13 protein-coding genes, 1 tRNA gene and 2 pseudogenes are annotated in these 16,981 nt (G+C 73.6%); 6 read left to right on the forward strand and 10 right to left on the reverse strand.

Translation table 11 applies throughout. The features are described from left to right. Positions 1-63 precede the first annotated feature (63 nt). Entirely contained in the window at positions 64-663 is a 600-nt protein-coding gene (locus tag ACIRPP_RS20110) for a histidine phosphatase family protein (RefSeq protein WP_403644436.1), read from the forward strand. A 766-nt stretch (positions 664-1,429) separates the two neighbouring features. Here ACIRPP_RS20110 and ACIRPP_RS20115 read toward each other — a convergent pair. Then, positions 1,430-2,899 (reverse strand): hypothetical protein, encoded by a 1,470-nt coding sequence (locus ACIRPP_RS20115; protein ID WP_403644439.1) that lies wholly within the window; start codon positions 2,897-2,899, stop codon positions 1,430-1,432. A gap of 288 nt (positions 2,900-3,187) precedes the next feature. On the opposite strand from ACIRPP_RS20115, the gene ACIRPP_RS20120 reads away from it, so the two are divergent. Beyond that, positions 3,188-3,619: a hypothetical protein gene (locus tag ACIRPP_RS20120; RefSeq protein WP_403644442.1), complete on the forward strand. Its 432-nt coding sequence runs from the start codon at positions 3,188-3,190 to the stop codon at positions 3,617-3,619. 299 nt (positions 3,620-3,918) lie between these two features. Next, a complete protein-coding gene (locus tag ACIRPP_RS20125; RefSeq protein ID WP_403644444.1) occupies positions 3,919-4,788 on the forward strand; it encodes a spermidine synthase in 870 nt (289 codons plus the stop codon). 21 nt (positions 4,789-4,809) lie between these two features. On the opposite strand, the gene ACIRPP_RS20130 is transcribed toward ACIRPP_RS20125, so the two are convergent. Beyond that, positions 4,810-5,373 carry a hypothetical protein gene (locus tag ACIRPP_RS20130; RefSeq protein ID WP_403644447.1) on the reverse strand — a complete coding sequence of 188 codons (564 nt, stop codon included), beginning with the start codon at positions 5,371-5,373 and terminating at the stop codon, positions 4,810-4,812. Positions 5,374-5,482: 109 nt separating this feature from the next. On the opposite strand from ACIRPP_RS20130, the gene ACIRPP_RS20135 reads away from it, so the two are divergent. Both ACIRPP_RS20135 and ACIRPP_RS20140 read left to right on the forward strand, forming a co-directional pair. Then, positions 5,483-6,220 (forward strand): response regulator transcription factor, encoded by a 738-nt coding sequence (locus ACIRPP_RS20135; RefSeq protein WP_403644451.1) that lies wholly within the window; start codon positions 5,483-5,485, stop codon positions 6,218-6,220. Beyond that, positions 6,217-7,626, forward strand: coding sequence for a sensor histidine kinase (locus ACIRPP_RS20140; RefSeq protein ID WP_403644453.1), 1,410 nt, complete (start codon positions 6,217-6,219; stop codon positions 7,624-7,626). Before ACIRPP_RS20135 ends, ACIRPP_RS20140 begins: the two co-directional genes overlap by 4 nt. A 460-nt stretch (positions 7,627-8,086) precedes the next feature. Here ACIRPP_RS20140 and ACIRPP_RS20145 read toward each other — a convergent pair whose 3' ends face one another. The 4 genes from ACIRPP_RS20145 to ACIRPP_RS20160 all read right to left on the reverse strand — a co-directional run bounded on the left by ACIRPP_RS20145 (position 8,087) and on the right by ACIRPP_RS20160 (position 12,945). After that, positions 8,087-9,523, reverse strand: a complete 1,437-nt coding sequence (locus ACIRPP_RS20145) for a GH1 family beta-glucosidase (RefSeq protein ID WP_403644456.1) — start codon at positions 9,521-9,523, stop codon at positions 8,087-8,089. Between the two features lie 123 nt (positions 9,524-9,646). Beyond that, entirely contained in the window at positions 9,647-10,552 is a 906-nt protein-coding gene (locus ACIRPP_RS20150; RefSeq protein WP_164345608.1) for a carbohydrate ABC transporter permease, read from the reverse strand. Positions 10,553-10,564: 12 nt separating this feature from the next. After that, positions 10,565-11,584 carry a carbohydrate ABC transporter permease gene (locus ACIRPP_RS20155; protein WP_403644640.1) on the reverse strand — a complete coding sequence of 340 codons (1,020 nt, stop codon included), beginning with the start codon at positions 11,582-11,584 and terminating at the stop codon, positions 10,565-10,567. Positions 11,585-11,589: 5 nt separating this feature from the next. Continuing rightward, complete coding sequence (locus tag ACIRPP_RS20160; protein ID WP_164333905.1) at positions 11,590-12,945, reverse strand: ABC transporter substrate-binding protein; 1,356 nt, start codon at positions 12,943-12,945, stop codon at positions 11,590-11,592. A 355-nt stretch (positions 12,946-13,300) separates the two neighbouring features. Between ACIRPP_RS20160 and ACIRPP_RS20165 the strand changes: the two genes are divergently transcribed. Beyond that, a complete protein-coding gene (locus ACIRPP_RS20165; protein ID WP_403644460.1) occupies positions 13,301-14,356 on the forward strand; it encodes a LacI family DNA-binding transcriptional regulator in 1,056 nt (351 codons plus the stop codon). A gap of 48 nt (positions 14,357-14,404) precedes the next feature. Here the strand turns inward: ACIRPP_RS20165 and ACIRPP_RS20170 are convergent. From ACIRPP_RS20170 to ACIRPP_RS20185, 4 genes and pseudogenes are all read right to left on the reverse strand, one after another. Next, a tRNA-His gene (locus ACIRPP_RS20170) sits at positions 14,405-14,477 on the reverse strand. Between the two features lie 115 nt (positions 14,478-14,592). Beyond that, positions 14,593-15,195, reverse strand: a complete 603-nt coding sequence (orn, locus tag ACIRPP_RS20175) for an oligoribonuclease (protein WP_403644463.1) — start codon at positions 15,193-15,195, stop codon at positions 14,593-14,595. Between the two features lie 216 nt (positions 15,196-15,411). After that, a pseudogene (locus ACIRPP_RS20180) lies at positions 15,412-16,278 on the reverse strand (GlxA family transcriptional regulator); the annotation flags it as partial. A gap of 204 nt (positions 16,279-16,482) precedes the next feature. Beyond that, a pseudogene (locus ACIRPP_RS20185) lies at positions 16,483-16,884 on the reverse strand (AraC family transcriptional regulator); the annotation flags it as partial. Between the last annotated feature and the right edge of the window lie 97 nt (positions 16,885-16,981).

Consider the following 16,981-nt stretch of genomic DNA (forward strand, 5'->3'; position numbering starts at 1 on the left):
CCCCTCATCAGGGTGCGCGATGATGGACGGGTTCCGCTCGGCTTTTGTTCCGGAAGGTCTCCCATGGCACCGCGCATTCTGCTGGCCCGGCACGGACAGACCGCGTGGTCGCTGTCCGGCAAGCACACCGGGCGGACCGACGTGCCGCTTCTGGAGGAGGGCCGCCGGGGCGCCGAGCTGCTCGGCGAGCGGCTGCGGCGCGCCCCGTACGACGCGCTGCCCGGCGTGGAGGTGCGCACCAGCCCGCTGTCCCGCGCGCGGGAGACGTGCGAGCTGGCCGGTTTCGGCGAGCGCGCCGACACCTGGGACACGCTGATGGAGTGGGACTACGGCGCCTACGAGGGGCTGACGCCCGACGAGATACAGGCGCTGCGCCCCGGCTGGCTGATCTGGCGCGACGGGGTGCCCGAGGGCGGGGAGACCCTGGCGGAGGTGACCGCCCGCGCGGACGAGGTGGTCGACTGGGCCCGCTCCGCTGACCGGGACGTTATGGTCTTCGCCCATGGCCACATCCTGCGCTCGATCGGCGCTCGCTGGCTGGGCCTGCCCCTGGAGTTCGCGGCCCGCATCCGCCTCAACCCGACGTCCCTGTCGGTCCTCGGCTGGGCTTACGGGGAACCGGCCATCGAGAGCTGGAACGACCAGGGGCACCTGGCGGCGTGACACCGTCCGCCCGGGGCGTGGGCGTGGGCGTGGGCGTGGGCGTGACGCCGGTCGCCGGGCCGTCGGAGTGACGCCGTCCGCCCGGGGTCGCCGGCGTGACGCCCGCCGGTCCGACGGCGCCCTGTGCCGCCTCGGGCCTCCACCGGCCTGACCCGTCCGCGCCGTCTCGCGAGCCTGCAGCGGCCCTGATCGGTGCGCGCTGTCTCTCGGGCCACCAACCGCCCTGACCCGTCCGCGCCGGGCCTGGGCCTGCAGCGGCCCTGATCGGTCCGCGCCGTCTCGCGGGCCACCAACCGCTCTGACCCGTCCGCGCCGGGCCTGGGCCTGCAGCGGCCCTGATCGGTCCGCGCTGTCTCGCGGGCCACCAACCGCCCTGACCCATCCACGCCGGGCCTGGGCCCCACCCCGTCCGCGCCCGCCCTCACGCGTCGTCCTCCCGCAGTCGGTCCGTCACGCGTGGGACGCGGAACGCGGAGGAGGCGGCTCTGGACGGGCGACGCGTGTGGGGTCGCGGAACGATGTCGGCCGTGGGCGGGGACCGCGTATGGGGGGCGCGGTGGGAGTGGGCGACGCGTGTGAGATGCGCAACGGAGTCGGCCCTGGGGCGGGCGACGCGTGTGAGACGCGCAACGGAGCCGGTCCCGGAGCGGGCGACGCGTGCGAGACGCGCAACGGGGGCGGTCCCGGGGCGGGCAACGCGTGCGAGACGCGCAACGGAGCCGGCCCTGGGGCGGGCCACGCGCGTGGGACGCGGACGGCCCGCCCCTCACACCGCGCGCGGGACGCAGCCGTGGCGGTCCAGGAAGGCGGAGACGCCCGAGGCGCGGCGGTGCGGGAGCAGCACGCGCGCGGTGCCGGCCAGCATGGTCTGGATCCGGGACGACTGCACCTCGCCCAGCAGGTCCAGGACGCGCATGCCGGCCGTCGCCGCCTCGTCGGGACGCCCCCCGCGCGCCAGGTCGTCCGCCAGTTCCGCCGTGTACAGGGCGATGTTGCGGGTGAAGTGCGGGTCCTGGAGCTCGGCCGCCCGGCGGGCGTGCCGGGCGGCGCGCGGCCAGTCGCCCAGCGTCGACCAGCACTGCGCCTCCAGGCCCTCCAGCTCGGCCTCGCCGTAGAAGGTCATCCACTCCGGGTCGGCCTCGGCGGGGCCGCGTTCGAAGTACGCCTGGGCGCGGGCCAGGGCCTGCTCGCAGCCCGCGCGGTCGGCCAGACCGGCCCAGCCGCCCGCTTCCCGGAGCGCGAGCAGCGACATCAGCCGCGGTGAGCCGAGCGGGCGCGCCGCCCGCTGTGCGGCCTGCGCCGCGCGTACCGCCTCCCGGGGCCGGCCGGCGTCCCGGGCGAGGAACGCCGTGTTGCAGAAGGCGTGCGCCTCCAGGCCGGCGTCGCCGGTGACGCGCGCGGTCGCCAGTGCCTCCGCGTAGTGCGAGCGGGCGTCGTCGAAGCGGCCCGAGTCGTGGGCCAGCCAGCCCACCGAGATGGCCAGTTCACCGGCGCCCGAGTACAGCCGGTCCGCGGTCCGCTGCCGGGTCGTGCCGGCGTCGAGCAGGGCGTAGGCGGCGCGCAGCGGTGCCGCGGCCCGCCGGTAGAGCCCGTCGGCCCCGTGCCGGTCGTCGAGCAGGCGGATCCTGCGGACGGCCTCCTCCAGGGCACCCGCGTCACTGGCCCCGGCGCGGCGCACGGAGCGCTGTGCGGCCGAGGCGTCCCGGGCGAACCCGAGGGGGCCCAGCGAGGCGGCGGCCACGGTGGCGCCCCCGCCGGTCATGAATGCGCGACGCAGCACGTCGCTCTCCTCGTAGTTGTCGTACGTGTCGTAGCTGTCGTACGGGTCGTACGGGTCCTGCGGCTCCTCATACGGATCCGGGGGCCCGCTGGTCTCACTCGTGGGGTTCGCCGGCCGTGGTGCGGGCACCGGGGAAAGGTCCCCGGGCCCTCCCGTCCGGGCCCCGCGGCCGCGGACCGACGAGCGGGGCGCGAAGCCCAGATCGGTCAGCGTGCGGCCGGGGAACATGTGCAGGAACACCCGTTCGTAGGCGTAGTTGGGGCAGCGGATCTCGCCCGTCTCGACCCGGTGGACGTAGCGCGCGTCACAGCTGACGCGCTCGCCGATCTCGCGGGCGGCCCGCCGTACCGCGGCGGCGAACTCGCCCGGCGAGCGCGCTCCGCGCAGTTGCCGGAAGACGAGGTTCGGCCGTGCCGGCCGGTCGGGGTTGGACGAGGGCACCGTTGACGACGCCATGGCCGGGTCCTCTCTGCGAACCGTCGAACCATGCCGGACTCGGGGCGAATTGTCGGTGTGCCGCCCTGATTCCGGCGGGCAAGAACGTACCTGCTGTGACGGAGTCGGCACGCAGGGTTTGGCTACAAACCGGATATCTCACCCGCGATCCGCCATGAACTGCCATCCTTTGCGGCCAACTTCCGCCGTTGCCGTTGACGGCCCGGCGCGTTGAACCCTGTGGACCGGGAGCCCCCCGACTCCCGACCCGCTTGTCCAAGCAGGGATTTCGTGTGGTGGAGGCGTGGGATGGAGACCAGCCGGAGCAGCGATCCTCGGAGAGTGCCGGACGCACCGGGTGCCGCGTCCGCTGCGGCGGCGGACACCATGGGTGCCCCGGACACGTCGTGCGACGTGGTGACGGTGCCGGCCCGGCAGGGCCTGGAGGCGGTGGACATCCTGCGCCGCGGGGCCGGGGACGGCGTGGGGCCCGTCCTGCACGACGGCGGCGGCACGCTGGGATTCCTGGTCCCGCCCGGCACGGCCGCGGCGTGGGACGTACCGGGGAGCACCTGCACGGAGACCGACGGCCGCGGGCTGAGGTTCGCGCCGGAACCGCCGGTGGAGGGTTCGGACTGGCTCCTGCCGCCCGGTGAGGACCCGGCGACGGACCCGGCGGTCCTGCGGGCCGCGCTCGACGAGGCCCAGCGCCTGATCGAGGCCGCGGACAGCTGCCGCTAGGGCCGTCCGGCACCATCCGCCGGGCAGGCCCCGGCCCGGGAGCACCCCCCCCGCACCGGCCACCACCGGGCCAGCCGGGACCGGCCCCCACCGAGCCCCGGCAGCGAGAACGCCGGCACCGCACAGCCGGCGGACGCGTCCCGTCCGACCCCGCCGGCAACCGGCCGCGCGGCCGGCGTGCGCGGGCCGGGTCGGTTCCTGGTGCGGGCCGGGTGGGGACGGCACACCGTTGCAGCGCGGCCCGGTGCCGGAGGCGGACCTGCCGGGCGGGCCTCCGGGCGGCTTGGGACAATGCGGGAATGGGAAAGTCCAGGAACCCCGGGCGGCGGCAGGCGGCGGCCGAGGCCGTCACCGAGAGCGTCGACGGCGGGCTCGCCCAGCTCATCCCCGACCGGGAACGGCCCCGGGCCCGGACGCTGCTGATCGACGGCGCCCCCCAGTCGCACGTCGACCCGGACGACCCGCGGCACCTCTCCTTCGAGTACCAGCGCCGCTTCGGCCACGTCGTCGACCTCGTGGCCCCGCCCGGCAAACCCGTGCACGCCGTGCACCTCGGGGGCGGCGCCTTCACCCTCGCCCGGTACGTCGCCGCCACCCGGCCGCGGTCCACCCAGCAGATCGTCGAACGGGACGCCGCCCTGGTGCGGCTGGTGCGCCGGGAACTGCCCCTCGACCCCAAGGCCCGCATCCGGGTGCGCTCGGTGGACGCCCGGGAGGGGCTCGCCAAGGTGCCCGACGGCTGGGCCGGGCTCGTCGTCACCGACGTCTTCAGCGGGACCCGCACACCCGCCCACCTCACCTCCACCGAGTTCCTCGACGACGTCCGCCGCGCCCTCGCCCCCGGCGGGACCTACGCCGTGAACCTCGCCGACGGGCCGCCGCTGGCCCATCTGCGCGGCCAGATCGCCACCGCCGCCGCCCGGTTCGCCGAACTCGCCCTCATCGCGGACCCCGCCGTGCTGCGCGGCAAACGCTTCGGCAACGCCGTCCTGGTCGCCTCCGACGCACCGCTGCCGATCGCCGAACTCACCCGCCGGGCCGCGTCCGACCCGCACCCCGCCCGGGTCCTGCACGGCAGGGAACTCACCGACCTCACCGGCGGGGCGCGCGCCGTGACCGATCTGGCGGCCGTCGCCTCGCCCGCCCCGCCCGCGTCCGTGTTCCGCTGAGCGGCGGACGCGGGCCGGCGGTCAGTAGGTGCCGATCTCCACGCGCGGCGGACCGTCGTGCCAGGTGCAGAACACCGACACCCGGTCCGCGCCCGAGCTGAACTCCACCCTGATCCACGACTCCGTCTTCCACACCTGCATCGACCAGCCCGACCCGGGCGTCGCCGACACCAGGGACGCCGCGGCGGGGCCCAGGTCGAACACCGCCCGGCCGCCCTCGGTGTCGTAGCTCCTGACCCGGCCGGACGTGGCCGGTGCCGGGTCGCCGCCGGACGGCGCGGTGGTGGTGGGGCCGGGGCGCCGCGAGGGCGGCGGGGACGTCCGGCCGGGCGTCGACGACGGTTTCCCGTCGTCCGGTTCGCCCGCGCCGGGCCGCTCGGGGCTCTTCGCGTCGGACGGCCGACGGGTGGAGGACGACACCGGCTTCGACTCCTCGGTGGCGTCGTCCGCCGCCGCCACGGGCAGCGCGCGCGGCGGGTCGTAGACCGTGCCCGTCATCACCGTGTGGACACCCCACCACGACAGCGTGACCGCCGCGCCCGTGGCGAGCAGCCAGGCCAGTACGTGTACGAGTCCTCTGCGCATCGTCGGCCCATACTGCCTCACCCGCCCCACGGGTGTCCCGCCTGTGGACGGTTCCGGAGTTGTCCACAGCCCCCCACCGGGCCCACCCGCATGGCGTACGGTGCCGCCCATGGCAAGTGTTCTCGTGGTCGAGGACGACCAGTTCGTACGCTCGGCGCTGATCCGGCACCTGACCGACGCCGCACACCTCGTGCGCAGTGTCGGGACGGCGCTGGAGGCGCTGCGCGAGGTCGCCCATTTCCGCTTCGACGTGGTCGTCCTGGACCTCGGACTGCCCGATCTGGACGGCTCCGAGGCGCTGAAGATGCTGCGCGGGATCACGGACGTGCCCGTCATCGTCGCCACCGCCCGGGACGACGAGTCGGAGATCGTGCGGCTGTTGAACGCCGGGGCGGACGACTACCTCACCAAACCCTTCTCCGTGGAACACCTCTCCGCCCGGATGGCGGCCGTACTGCGCCGGGCCCGCGCCACCGGCGGCCAGGCCCCGTCGTCCACGGTGATCCGGGTCGGCGGACTGACCGTCGACCCGCTGCGCCGGCAGGCCGAACTGGACGGCGCCCCACTGGATCTGACGCGACGTGAGTTCGACCTGCTCGCCTTCCTCGCCGGACGGCCCGGCGTCGTCGTCCCCCGCAAGGAGCTGCTCGCCGAGGTGTGGCAGCAGTCCTACGGCGACGACCAGACGATCGACGTCCATCTGTCCTGGCTGCGCCGGAAACTGGGGGAGACCGCGGCCCGGCCGCGCTACCTGCACACCCTGCGCGGGGTCGGCGTGAAGCTGGAACCGCCCGCCGCCGCAGGTCCGGTGGGCGGCACCACCCCCGGGGCGGAGCCGCCGCGATGAGATGGGCCCTGGTGAAGGTGTCGCTGGCGGTGACCGCGATGGTCGTCGTCGCCTTCGCCGTACCCCTCGGCCTGGTCATCAGGGAACTGGCCAGCGACCGCGCCTTCTCCCGGGCCGAACGGGAGGCCGCCGCCGTCGCCCCGGCGCTGTCCATCACCACCGACCGCGACCAGCTCGAACGGGTCGTCGCCTCCGCCGGTTCGGACGCCGCCATGGCCGTCCACGTGCCGCTCGGCGACGACGAGGAGGCCCTCCACATCGGGCGGCAGCGCGCCGCCGCGCAGGACATAGCCGCCGTGCGGAAGCTGGGCCGGGCCTCCACCACCACGGTGACCGGCGGGTCCGCGCTGCTCCAGCCGGTCGCCCTCAGCTCCGGCGAGATCGCCGTGGTCGAGGTGTACGTGCCCGAGTCCGAGGTCACCAACGGGGTGGCCACCGCCTGGGCCGTGCTGGCGGCCGTCGGTGTCGCTCTGATCCTCGGCTCGGTGGCCGTCGCCGACCGGCTCGGCGTCCGGATGGTGCGGCCCGCGCAGCGGCTGGTGGAAGGCGCGCACGAACTGGGGGAGGGCAAGCTGGGCGCCCGGGTCCCCGAGGAGGGGCCCACCGAACTACGGCTGGCCGCCGTCGCGTTCAACTCCATGGCCGACCAGGTCGTGCAACTCCTCGCCAACGAGAGGGAGCTGGCCGCCGACCTGTCCCACCGGCTGCGCACCCCGCTGACCGTGCTGCGGCTCAACGCCGCCTCGCTGGGCGAGGGCCCCGCCGCCGAGCAGACCCGTGCCGCGGTCGAGCAGCTGGAGCGCGAGGTGGACACCATCATCCGCACCGCCCGCGACGCCAAACCGCAGACCGCGGCGGCCGGACCGGGCGCGGGCTGCGACGCCGCCGAGGTGGTCCGGGAACGGATGGCCTTCTGGTCCGCCCTCGCCGAGGACGAGGGCCGCAAGTGGCGGGTCGCCGGGGCGGACCGCCCGGTACGCATCCCCGTCGCCCGCGCCGACCTCGCCGCCGCCCTCGACGCGCTGCTCGGCAACGTCTTCCGGCACACCGCGGAGGGCACCGCCTTCGCCGTCGACCTGCACAACGGGGAGGACGCCGTGATCGTGCTGGTCTCCGACGCGGGCCCCGGCATACCCGACCCGCAGGCGGCGATGGCCCGCGGCCGCGGCTCGGGCAGCGACGGCTCGACGGGGCTCGGCCTGGACATCGTGCGCCGCCTCGCGGAGTCGACCGGAGGGGACGTGCGGGTCGGTTCCTCGGTGCTCGGCGGGACCGAGGTGCGCATCTGGATACAGCTCGACGGACGCGAGGCGGCACCCCGGCGGCGCGGTCACCGGGGCGGCGTGCGCCGCCGCGGCCCCGGGCGGCTGCTCCCCTCCCTCAAGCGCGCCCGGACCCTGACCTGAGGGGCAGGGGCCGTTCACCCACGGCCGTCAACGGCCGGCAGGGGACAGAAACGCGGCCCGCCCCCCGGATACCGGGCGCCGCCCCCTGGGTACCGGGCACGGCCCCCCGGGATACCGGGCACGGCCCCCCGGGTACCGGGCGCCGCCCCCTGGGTACCGGGCGCGGCCCCCCGGGATACCGGGCACGGCCCCCCGGGTACCGGCCCCGTCCCCTGGGTACCGGGCGCGGCCCCCCGGGATACCGGGCACGGCCCCTGGGTACCGAGCCCCGCCCCGCGGTATCGCGCCGGCCCGTCGTCGTCGCGCCCGGCCCGCCGTCACCGCGCCCCGCCCGGCCGTCACCGCGCCCCGCCCGGCAGGAAGGCGGGCCGTGGACAGTACGCGGCGGGCCGTGGACAGTACGCGGGGGTGCGGCACTCCCCTAGGGCACCGCACCCCCACGCCCCCCGTCCCGGAAGGGTCAGAACTGCTCCGGGTCCGGCAGCACACCCGTCCGGGCCGCGCGCCCGTACCAGAGCGCGCTGGACTTCGGGGTGCGCTGCTGGGTCGCATAGTCGACGTACACCGCGCCGAAGCGCTTCTCGTAGCCGTACGCCCACTCGAAGTTGTCCAGCAGCGACCACAGGTAGTAGCCCCGCACGTCCGCGCCGTCCGCGAGGGCCCGGTGGACCGCGGTCAGGTGGCCGTGCAGATACGCCACCCGCTCCGGGTCGTGCACCGTGCCGTCCGCCTCGGGCTTGTCGTCGTAGGCGGCGCCGTTCTCGCTGATGTACAGGGGCAGGCCGGGGGCCTCACGCGTGTACCGCATGATCAGCTCGTGCAGCCCGGTCGGGTCGACGGACCAGCCCATCTCCGTGCGCTCGCCCGGCGGCTGGTGGAACGTCACGTCGTCGGTGCCCGGCCAGGGCGAGTGCTCGCTCGCGCCGTGCCCGTCGGCGCGCGGTGCGGGAGCGGACGGGTCCGCCGCCGACACCAGGGTCGGCGTGTAGTAGTTGAGGCACAGGGCGTCCAGCGGCTGGTGGATCGTGTCCAGGTCGCCGTCCTCGATGCACGACCAGTCGGTGAGGGACGACGTCGCCTCCAGCAGCGTCTCCGGATAGGCGCCGTGCAGGATCGGGCCGTGGAAGATACCGCCGGCCAGGTCGTCGATCTTCCGGGCCGCCGCCAGGTCCGCGGGCCGCTGGGTCAGCGGCCGTACGGCGGCTGAATTGAGGCTGATCGCTATCGAGTTGCGGGCCGGCATCACCTCGCGCAGGGCCTTGGTGCCCAAGCCGTGCGCGAGGTTGAGGTGGTGGGCGGCCCGCAGCGAGGCCGCGGGGTCCGTGCGGCCGGGCGCGTGCACCCCGGAGGCGTAGCCGAGGAAGGCGCTGCACCACGGCTCGTTGAGGGTGATCCACTGCTCCACCCGGTCACCGAGCGCCTCGCCGACGATCTGCGCGTACTCGGCGAACCGGTAGGCGGTGTCGCGCGCGGGCCAGCCGCCCGCGTCCTCCAGCTCCTGCGGGAGGTCCCAGTGGTAGAGGGTGACGGCCGGGGCGATGTCGTGCTCCAGCAGCTCGTCGACCAGCCGGCGGTAGAAGTCCAGGCCGCGCTGCACGGCGGGGCCGCGCCCGGTCGGCTGCACCCGGGGCCAGGAGACGGAGAAGCGGTAGGCGGTCAGCCCCAGCTCCGCCATCAGCGCGACGTCCTCGCGGTAGCGGTGGTAGTGGTCGACGGCGATGTCACCGGTGTCCCCGCCGGCCGTCCGGCCCGGGGTGTGGCTGAAGGTGTCCCAGATGGACGGGGTCCGTCCGTCCTCCCGCACCGCACCCTCGATCTGGTACGCGGAGGTCGCCGCGCCCCAGAGGAAGACGGAAGGAAAGGCAACCGGGGTCACCGGCGTGGCGGAGTCAGGCATGGAAGCGCTCCCATAGGGGTCGTGGAGGACCGACGAGTCAGCGGACGAGGAGGAGGAAGGACGGGCAGAGCCGTACAGGAGGGGCGTCGGACGGAGGGACAGGGGAAGGGGTTGGGCGACGCGTCAGCCCTTCACGGCGCCCTGCATGATGCCGCCCACGATCTGCTTGCCGAAGATGGCGAACACGATCAGCAGGGGCAGCGTGCCCAGCAGCGCGCCGGCCATGATCAGGGACTGGTCCGGGGTGTAGCCGCGGCCGAGTGCAGCCACCGCGACCTGCACGGTCGGGTTGCCGTGCTGGGTCAGCACCAGGAACGGCCACAGGAAGTCGTTCCACGTCTGCACGAACATCAGCATGCCCAGCACCGCCATCGCGGGCCGCGCGGCCGGGAACACCACGTGCCACACCACGCGCCAGCTGCTCGCGCCGTCCACCCGGGCCGCCTCGATGATCTCGTCGGGCAGCGCCTGGATCAGGTACTGCCGCATGAAGAACACTCCGAAGGCGCTCACCATCGACGGGAAGATGACCGCCTGCAACTGGTCGGTCCAGTCCAGCTTCGCCACCATCATGTACAGCGGGATGATGCTGAGCTGCGGCGGCACCATCATGGTGCCGATGACGATCAGCATCAGCGCGCCCCGGCCGCGGAAGCGCAGCTTGGCGAAGGCGAACCCGGCGATCGTCGACAGCACGACGATGGTCACCGCCGAGATGCCCGCCACGATCGTGGTGTTGAGGAAGGCCTCACCCAGGTTGGCCTCGGTCCAGGCGATCTCCAGGTTCTTGAACAGGTTGGAGCCGAACCAGAACGGCGGCGGGGTCTGCGCCAGCCGCTGGTTGTCCCGGGAGGCGGCGATCGCGGTCCACACCAGCGGGAACAGCGACACCAGGGTGAACACGACCAGGATCGCGTAGGCGATCGGACCGCCGTGCAGCGTGCCGCCCGCGCGGGCGGACTTCGGCAGGCGCGAGCGCTTCTGCTCCTTGGCGGGTGAGGTCTCGGGGGGCGTCACAGTCGTCGTCACGGCCACACCTCCTTAACTGCTGGCGCGCAGCCGGCGCGAGATGACGTAGTTGATGATGCCGACGACGATCAGGATCGCGAACATCGTCCAGGCGATCGCCGAGGCCCGGCCCAGGTGCTGGTTCACCCAGCCCTGCTCGTACAGGTACAGGCCGAGTGTCTGGAACTGGTGCTCCGCGCCGCCGGACGCGCCCTTGTTGGCGTCGAACAGCAGCGGCTCGCCGAAGACCTGGCTGGCACCGATCGTGGAGACCACGACGGTGAAGAGGATCGTCGGGCGCAGCGAGGGCAGCGTGACGTGGAGGAACTGCTGCCAGCGGTTGGCGCCGTCCAGGGCCGCCGACTCGTACAGGTCCTGCGGGATGGCCTGCATCGCGGCCAGGTAGATCAGCGCGTTGTAGCCGGTCCAGCGCCAGATGATGATCGTGGAGACGGCGAACTGGGAGGGCCACTTGTCGCCCTGCCAGTCGACCGGGTCGATCCCGACGAGGTCGAGCCCCCAGTTGATCATGCCGTAGTCGCGTCCGAAGAGCAGCACGAACACCAGGGAGGCGGCGGCGATCGAGGTGGCGTACGGCGCGAGCATCGCGACCCGGTAGAAGGTCGAGGCGCGCAGCTTGTAGTTGAGGATGTGGGCGATGCCCATGGCCATCATCAGCTGCGGGACGGTGGAGATGATGCCGATGGTCAGCGTGTTCCGCGCCGCGTTCCAGAAGAAGTCGTCGTCGAAGATCCGGGTGTAGTTGCGCAGCCCCACCCAGTTCATGTCGGTGGGGGCGGTCAGCTCCACCTGGTGCAGCGAGGCCCAGCCGGTGTAGATCAGCGGGAACAGGCCGAAGGCGGCGAACAGCAGGAAGAACGGGGCGACGAACGCGTACGGGCTCCAGCGCCGGTCGCGCTGCCAGCGCCGGGAGAGCCGGTCGCGGCGCCGCTGTTCCTTGTCGACGGGCGCGGAGGGCTTGCGCTTGCGCGGACGGCCCGGGGCCGCGCCCCCCTTGACGGGGGACGCGGCGGTGTCGGAGCGGGTGGCCATGCGGGTCACTTGTCCAGGTTGTTGTCGATGGTCTTGGTGGCCGTCTCCCAGGCCTCCTCGGCGGACTTGCCCTTGGTCACGAGGATCACGCCGTTGTCGCCCAGACCCTGGCCGATGATCTGGTCCTTCGGGCCGATGACCTGGACCGGGATCTGCTTCGCGGCCTCGGCGAAGATCTCACCGATGGGGGCGTCACCCGTCATGTCGTTCTTGGCGCCGGTGACCGCGGGGCTGTCGTAGGCGCTCTGCGCGCTCGGGAAGCTGCCCTGCACCTCGAACAGCTTGGCCTGCTGCTCGGGGGCGGTCAGCCAGGCGACCAGCTTCTTGGCCTCGTCGACGTTCTTGCCGCTCTTGGGCACGGTCAGGAAGGAGCCGCCCCAGTTGCCGGACTTGGGCGCCACGGCGACGTCCCACTTGCCGGCGGCGTCGGGCTGCGACTTGCCCTTGATGTAGCCGAGCATCCACGGCGGGCAGGAGATCGCGGCGAACTTGTTGTTGGCGATCGTCTGGTCCCAGGCGGGCTGGAACTGCGTCTGCGCGCCGACCAGTCCGTCCTCGGCGGCCTTCGCGGTCAGGTCGAACGCGTTCTTCACGGCCGGGTTGGTCTTGTAGACGATCTCGCCGGACTTGTCGTAGAAGCGCTCCTCCTCACTGCTGAGGATGGCGTTGAGCAGGCCGCCGGGGGAGTCCATGAAGGTGGTGCCCTTGGGCGCCTTCTTCTTGTAGTCCTCGCCGACCTCGACCAGCTTCGCCCAGTCGCCGGCCCACAGCTTGCCGACCTCCTCGCGGTCGGTGGGCAGGCCCGCCTTCTCGAAGAGGTCCTTGCGGTAGCAGATCGCCATCGGGCCGATGTCGGTGCCGAGGCCGATGGTCGCGCCGTCCTTGGTGGTGGCCTGCTCCCACTTCCACTCGAGCCAGTCGGCCTTCTTCACGCCGGGCGCCTTGGAGAGGTCCTCCAGCTTGTCCGCCTGGGTGGCGACGATCTCCGCGATGTTGCCGACCTCGACGGCCTGGACGTCCTGCAGACCGCTGTTGGTCGTGAGGTGGTTGAGCAGGGCGGGGTAGTAGTTCTCGTTCCGCTCGATCACGTTCTCCGCGATCTTGATGCCGGGGTTCTGCTTCTCGTACTCGGCGTAGAGCCCGGCTTCCTTGAAGCCCATGGTGCCGAACAGGCCCAGGGTGATCGTGGTCTTGCCCTTGCCCGACGAGGAGCCGGAGTCGTCGTCTCCGCCGTCGTCGGCACAGCCGGCCAGCAGCCCGGTGCCGAGCGACACCACGGCCGCGACGGCCACGGCCCGGCGGACCATGGGCCTGCCCCCGCTCGAGCGCAGCCGAGTGTGGGGGAGGGTACGTGCTCGCATTGCGTCCTCCTGTTGCCCTGACGTGCCGACCCCCCGGCCAACGGCGTTGTCGGTCCCGTTGTTGCGTGCTGCGGCTCGGGCGGGGAACGTGCGGGTTGTGTATGTGTCAGGTACTGTGGGAGCGCTCCCACAAGTGATGTGTTGAAGAGTCCCGGCTCGCGACGGGGGTGTCAAGGGAGCAGACACGGCAAAAAGCGTTCAGTTATCGGGCTGTTAACTGAAGCGGTCCGGGGCGCAGTCGGCCGCCCCGCGGCCCGATGGGGGCCCTTCCCACGGCGGTCACGGTGCGCCTGCGGCCGCCTACGGGGCTGTTAGATTCCAGGTCGGGGAGACATTCGACGGAAGGCGGGGCCCGATGGCAAGCCACGGAGTGCGGGGCCGCAGCGGCGGCCGGCCCACCCTCGAAGAGGTGGCGGCGCGCGCCGGTGTCGGCCGGGGCACGGTGTCCCGGGTGATCAACGGCTCGCCCCGGGTCAGCGACGCCACCCGCGCCGCCGTCGAGGCGGCCGTCGCCGAACTGGGGTACGTGCCGAACACCGCGGCCCGGGCACTGGCCGCCAACCGCACGGACGCGATCGCGCTGGTCGTGCCCGAGCCGGAGACGCGTTTCTTCGCCGAGCCGTACTTCTCCGACATGCTGCGTGGGGTGGGCGCGGCCCTCGCGGACACCGAGCTGCAGCTGCTGCTGATCTTCGCGGGCAGCGACCGGGAGCGGCAGCGCCTCGCCCAGTACCTGGCCGCCCACCGGGTCGACGGGGTGCTGCTGGTGTCGGTGCACGCCGACGACCCGCTGCCGGACATGCTGGCCCAGCTGGAGATCCCGGCGGTGATCAGCGGCCCGCGCTCCGCCACCGAGACGCTGACCTCGGTGGACTCGGACAACTACGGCGGCGCCCGGCAGGCCGTGGAGCACCTGATCGGCCGGGGCCGGCGGACCATAGCCCACATCACCGGCCGCCTCGACGTGTACGGCGCCCAGCGCCGCATCGACGGCTACCGCGACGCGCTGCGCGAGGCGGGCCATCCGCTGGACGATCTGCTGGTGGAGCCGGGCGACTTCTCCGAGGACGGCGGCCGGCGCGCGATGGCGGCCCTGCTGGAGCGCCGCCCCGACCTGGACGCGGTGTTCGCGGCGTCCGACGTGACCGCGGCGGGCGCCAGTCAGACCCTGCGCGAGGCGGGCCGCCGGATCCCGGACGACGTGGCCCTGGTCGGCTACGACGACTCCGCCATCGCCCGCCATCTGCACCCGCCGCTCACCAGTGTGCGCCAGCCCATCGAGGAGATGGGGCGCGCCATGATCGATCTTCTGCTGGCCGAGATCGCCGACCGGCGTCCGGCCGTCTCCCGCCGGATGGAGCCGCGCCACGTGGTGCTCGCCACGGAACTGGTGCCGCGGGCTTCCTCCTGAAACGGCTTCAGCCGGTGACTTCGTCGAAGTCACCGGCTGAAGACTCAGGGTGAGTGACGGGACTTGAACCCGCGACATCCTGGACCACAACCAGGTGCTCTACCAGCTGAGCTACACCCACCACGGCTGTCGGTCGGAAGTGGTGTCCTTCCCGACCGGCCGAGAAAGAGTCTACAGGGTCTTCAGGGGTGCTCGCGCCAGGGTTTGTGCCGGGGGCGGGTAACGCCCCTCACACGCTACTGAGCAGGCAGGACGTGCTTCGCCGCGATCTTCCGCGCGGTCTCCGAGTCGGGGCCGGGCTGGGCGACGAACACGGCCTCGCGGTAGTAGCGCAGTTCCGCGATGGACTCGCGGATGTCGGCGAGGGCGCGGTGGTTGCCGTTCTTCTCGGGGCTGTTGAAGTACGCCCTCGGGTACCAGCGCCGGGCCAGCTCCTTGATGCTGGACACGTCGACGATCCGGTAGTGCAGGTAGTCCTCCAGCGTCGGCATGTCGCGCAGCAGGAACCCCCGGTCGGTGCCCACGGAGTTGCCGCACAGCGGCGCCTTGCCGGGTTCCTTGACGTGTTCCCGGATGTACGCGAGGACCTGCTCCTCGGCGTCCTCCAGGGTCGTGCCGCCCGGCAGCTCCTCGAGCAGGCCGGACGCGGTGTGCATGGCGCGCACCACCTCCGGCATCGTCTCCAGGGCCCGGTCCGGCGGGCGGATGACGATGTCGACGCCCTCACCGAGGACGTTCAGTTCGGAGTCGGTGACGAGGGCGGCCACCTCGATGAGCGCGTCGTCCGACAGCGAGAGGCCGGTCATCTCGCAGTCGATCCACACCATGCGATCGTTCATGTGCTCAACCCTACGGGGAGCGGTGGCTGCGGGAACCGTGCGGTTCGGCCTCGCCCGTCGGGAGCGGGCGCCGTCGGCGCGGCCCGGTGGCGCACCGGCGCGTCCCCCTCACCCGTGGTGATCACCGCTCGGCCGGGCCCCCCGTTCCGAACCGGCGGAAGGGGCCGGAGGCATCGCCTCCGGCCCCTTCCGCGTCGGGGCGCCGAACCCCCTACGTCACGTCGCGCTCCGCTGCCCGGGGACGCTCGCCCGGGTGGGCACGTACGCCTCCCGGCCGCCCTCCGCCGAAGCCGCCAGGCCCAGGGCGCCGGCGGCCGCCGTGCGCCGGGACTGGTGCGGGACCGAGCCGTCCGGGTGCAGGCCGGCGGGTGCCGGCTGGCCCGGATGGTGGCCCGGGTGGCCCGCCTGGCCGGGCGGGTAGCCGCCCTGCGTGTGCGGGCCGTCGTCGACGGCCTGGTTCCGCTCGGCCTGCGGACGCCGGGCCCGGTAGGCGGCCCGGTAGGCCGCCGGGGAGGAACCCAGCTGGCGCCGGAAGTGACCGCGCAGCGCCACCGGCGAGCGGAAGCCGCAGCGCCCCGCGACCTCGTCCACCGAGTAGTCCGACGTCTCCAGCAGGCGCTGCGCCTGCAGCACCCGCTGGGTGATCAGCCACTGCAGCGGCGCGCTCCCGGTCAGGGAACGGAAACGGCGGTCGAACGTACGACGGCTCATGTACGCGCGGGCCGCCAGCGTCTCCACGTCGAACTGCTCGTGGAGGTGCTCCAGCGCCCAGGCGACGACCTCGGCGAGCGGGTCGGCGCCGATCTCCTCCGGTAAAGACCTGTCGAGGTAGCGCTCCTGACCGCCGGTCCTGCGCGGCGGGACCACCAGGCGGCGGGCCAGGGCCCCGGCCGCCTCGTTGCCGTGGTCCGTGCGCACGATGTGCAGGCACAGGTCGATGCCGGCCGCGGTGCCCGCCGACGTCAGCACGTCGCCGTCGTCCACGAAGAGTTCCCGCGGATCGACGTGCACGGACGGATAGCGCTTCGCGAGCGTCGGCGCGTACATCCAGTGCGTGGTCGCGGGGCGGCGGTGCACCACGCCCCCCCCCCCGGCGACCAAGGCCCCCCGGCACACCCCCCCCATCCGGGCGCCCCCCACCAGGGCCCCGCCCCCCCCCGCGAGCCCCCCCGGGCGCCGGCCACCCAGTTTGGGCCCCCGGTTGCGGGGGGGGGGGGGGGGGTGCGGGGGGGGGGGGGGGGGGGCGCCCCCCGGGGGGGGGGGGGGGGGCGGGGGCCCCCCCCCCCCCGCCGCCGCGAGGACGAAGGCGCCGGTGCACAGCCCGACGATCCGGGCGCCCTCCTCGTGGGCCCGGCGCAGCGCGTCGAGCGCCGCGTCGGGTGGTGGTGAGGTGATCGAACGCCAGGCCGGCACCACGACGGTGCCCGCCCGGGAGATCGCCTCCAGGCCATGTGGCGCGGTGAGTTCCAGGCCCCCTGTGGTCCGCAGCGGGCCGTCCTCGCCCCCGCACACCAACAGGCGGTAGCGCGGTACGCCGGCGTCCTGGCGGTCAACCCCGAACACCGACAGCGGTATGGAACTCTCGAAGATGGGGCCGCCGCTGAACAGCAGCACCGCGACGATCTCCTTGCGGCGGCGCCCGGCCAGTTTCCGGGCGGTGTCCGGCGTGGCAGTGGAGTCGTGGCTCATACTGCTAAGCCCCCCTCGGTGGTCGCGGCTCCTCGGTTGTGTCGCTCCTGCACGTTTCCCCTCGGTCCTGCACGAGTCCCCCGCCGTAGACAGTCAA

Source organism: Streptomyces sp. NPDC101219 (genome assembly GCF_044767675.1).
Taxonomy (GTDB): domain Bacteria; phylum Actinomycetota; class Actinomycetes; order Streptomycetales; family Streptomycetaceae; genus Streptomyces.

Bases quoted from the DNA above. Each gene is read 5' to 3' on its own strand.
- ACIRPP_RS20110 (WP_403644436.1), top strand. From the start codon at position 64: ATGGCACCGCGCATTCTGCTGGCCCGGCACGGACAGACCGCGTGGTCG.
- ACIRPP_RS20115 (WP_403644439.1), bottom strand. From the start codon at position 2,899: ATGGCGTCGTCAACGGTGCCCTCGTCCAACCCCGACCGGCCGGCACGG.
- ACIRPP_RS20120 (WP_403644442.1), top strand. From the start codon at position 3,188: ATGGAGACCAGCCGGAGCAGCGATCCTCGGAGAGTGCCGGACGCACCG.
- ACIRPP_RS20125 (WP_403644444.1), top strand. From the start codon at position 3,919: ATGGGAAAGTCCAGGAACCCCGGGCGGCGGCAGGCGGCGGCCGAGGCC.
- ACIRPP_RS20130 (WP_403644447.1), bottom strand. From the start codon at position 5,373: ATGCGCAGAGGACTCGTACACGTACTGGCCTGGCTGCTCGCCACGGGC.
- ACIRPP_RS20135 (WP_403644451.1), top strand. From the start codon at position 5,483: ATGGCAAGTGTTCTCGTGGTCGAGGACGACCAGTTCGTACGCTCGGCG.
- ACIRPP_RS20140 (WP_403644453.1), top strand. From the start codon at position 6,217: ATGAGATGGGCCCTGGTGAAGGTGTCGCTGGCGGTGACCGCGATGGTC.
- ACIRPP_RS20145 (WP_403644456.1), bottom strand. From the start codon at position 9,523: ATGCCTGACTCCGCCACGCCGGTGACCCCGGTTGCCTTTCCTTCCGTC.
- ACIRPP_RS20155 (WP_403644640.1), bottom strand. From the start codon at position 11,584: ATGGCCACCCGCTCCGACACCGCCGCGTCCCCCGTCAAGGGGGGCGCG.
- ACIRPP_RS20160 (WP_164333905.1), bottom strand. From the start codon at position 12,945: ATGCGAGCACGTACCCTCCCCCACACTCGGCTGCGCTCGAGCGGGGGC.
- ACIRPP_RS20165 (WP_403644460.1), top strand. From the start codon at position 13,301: ATGGCAAGCCACGGAGTGCGGGGCCGCAGCGGCGGCCGGCCCACCCTC.
- orn (WP_403644463.1), bottom strand. From the start codon at position 15,195: ATGAACGATCGCATGGTGTGGATCGACTGCGAGATGACCGGCCTCTCG.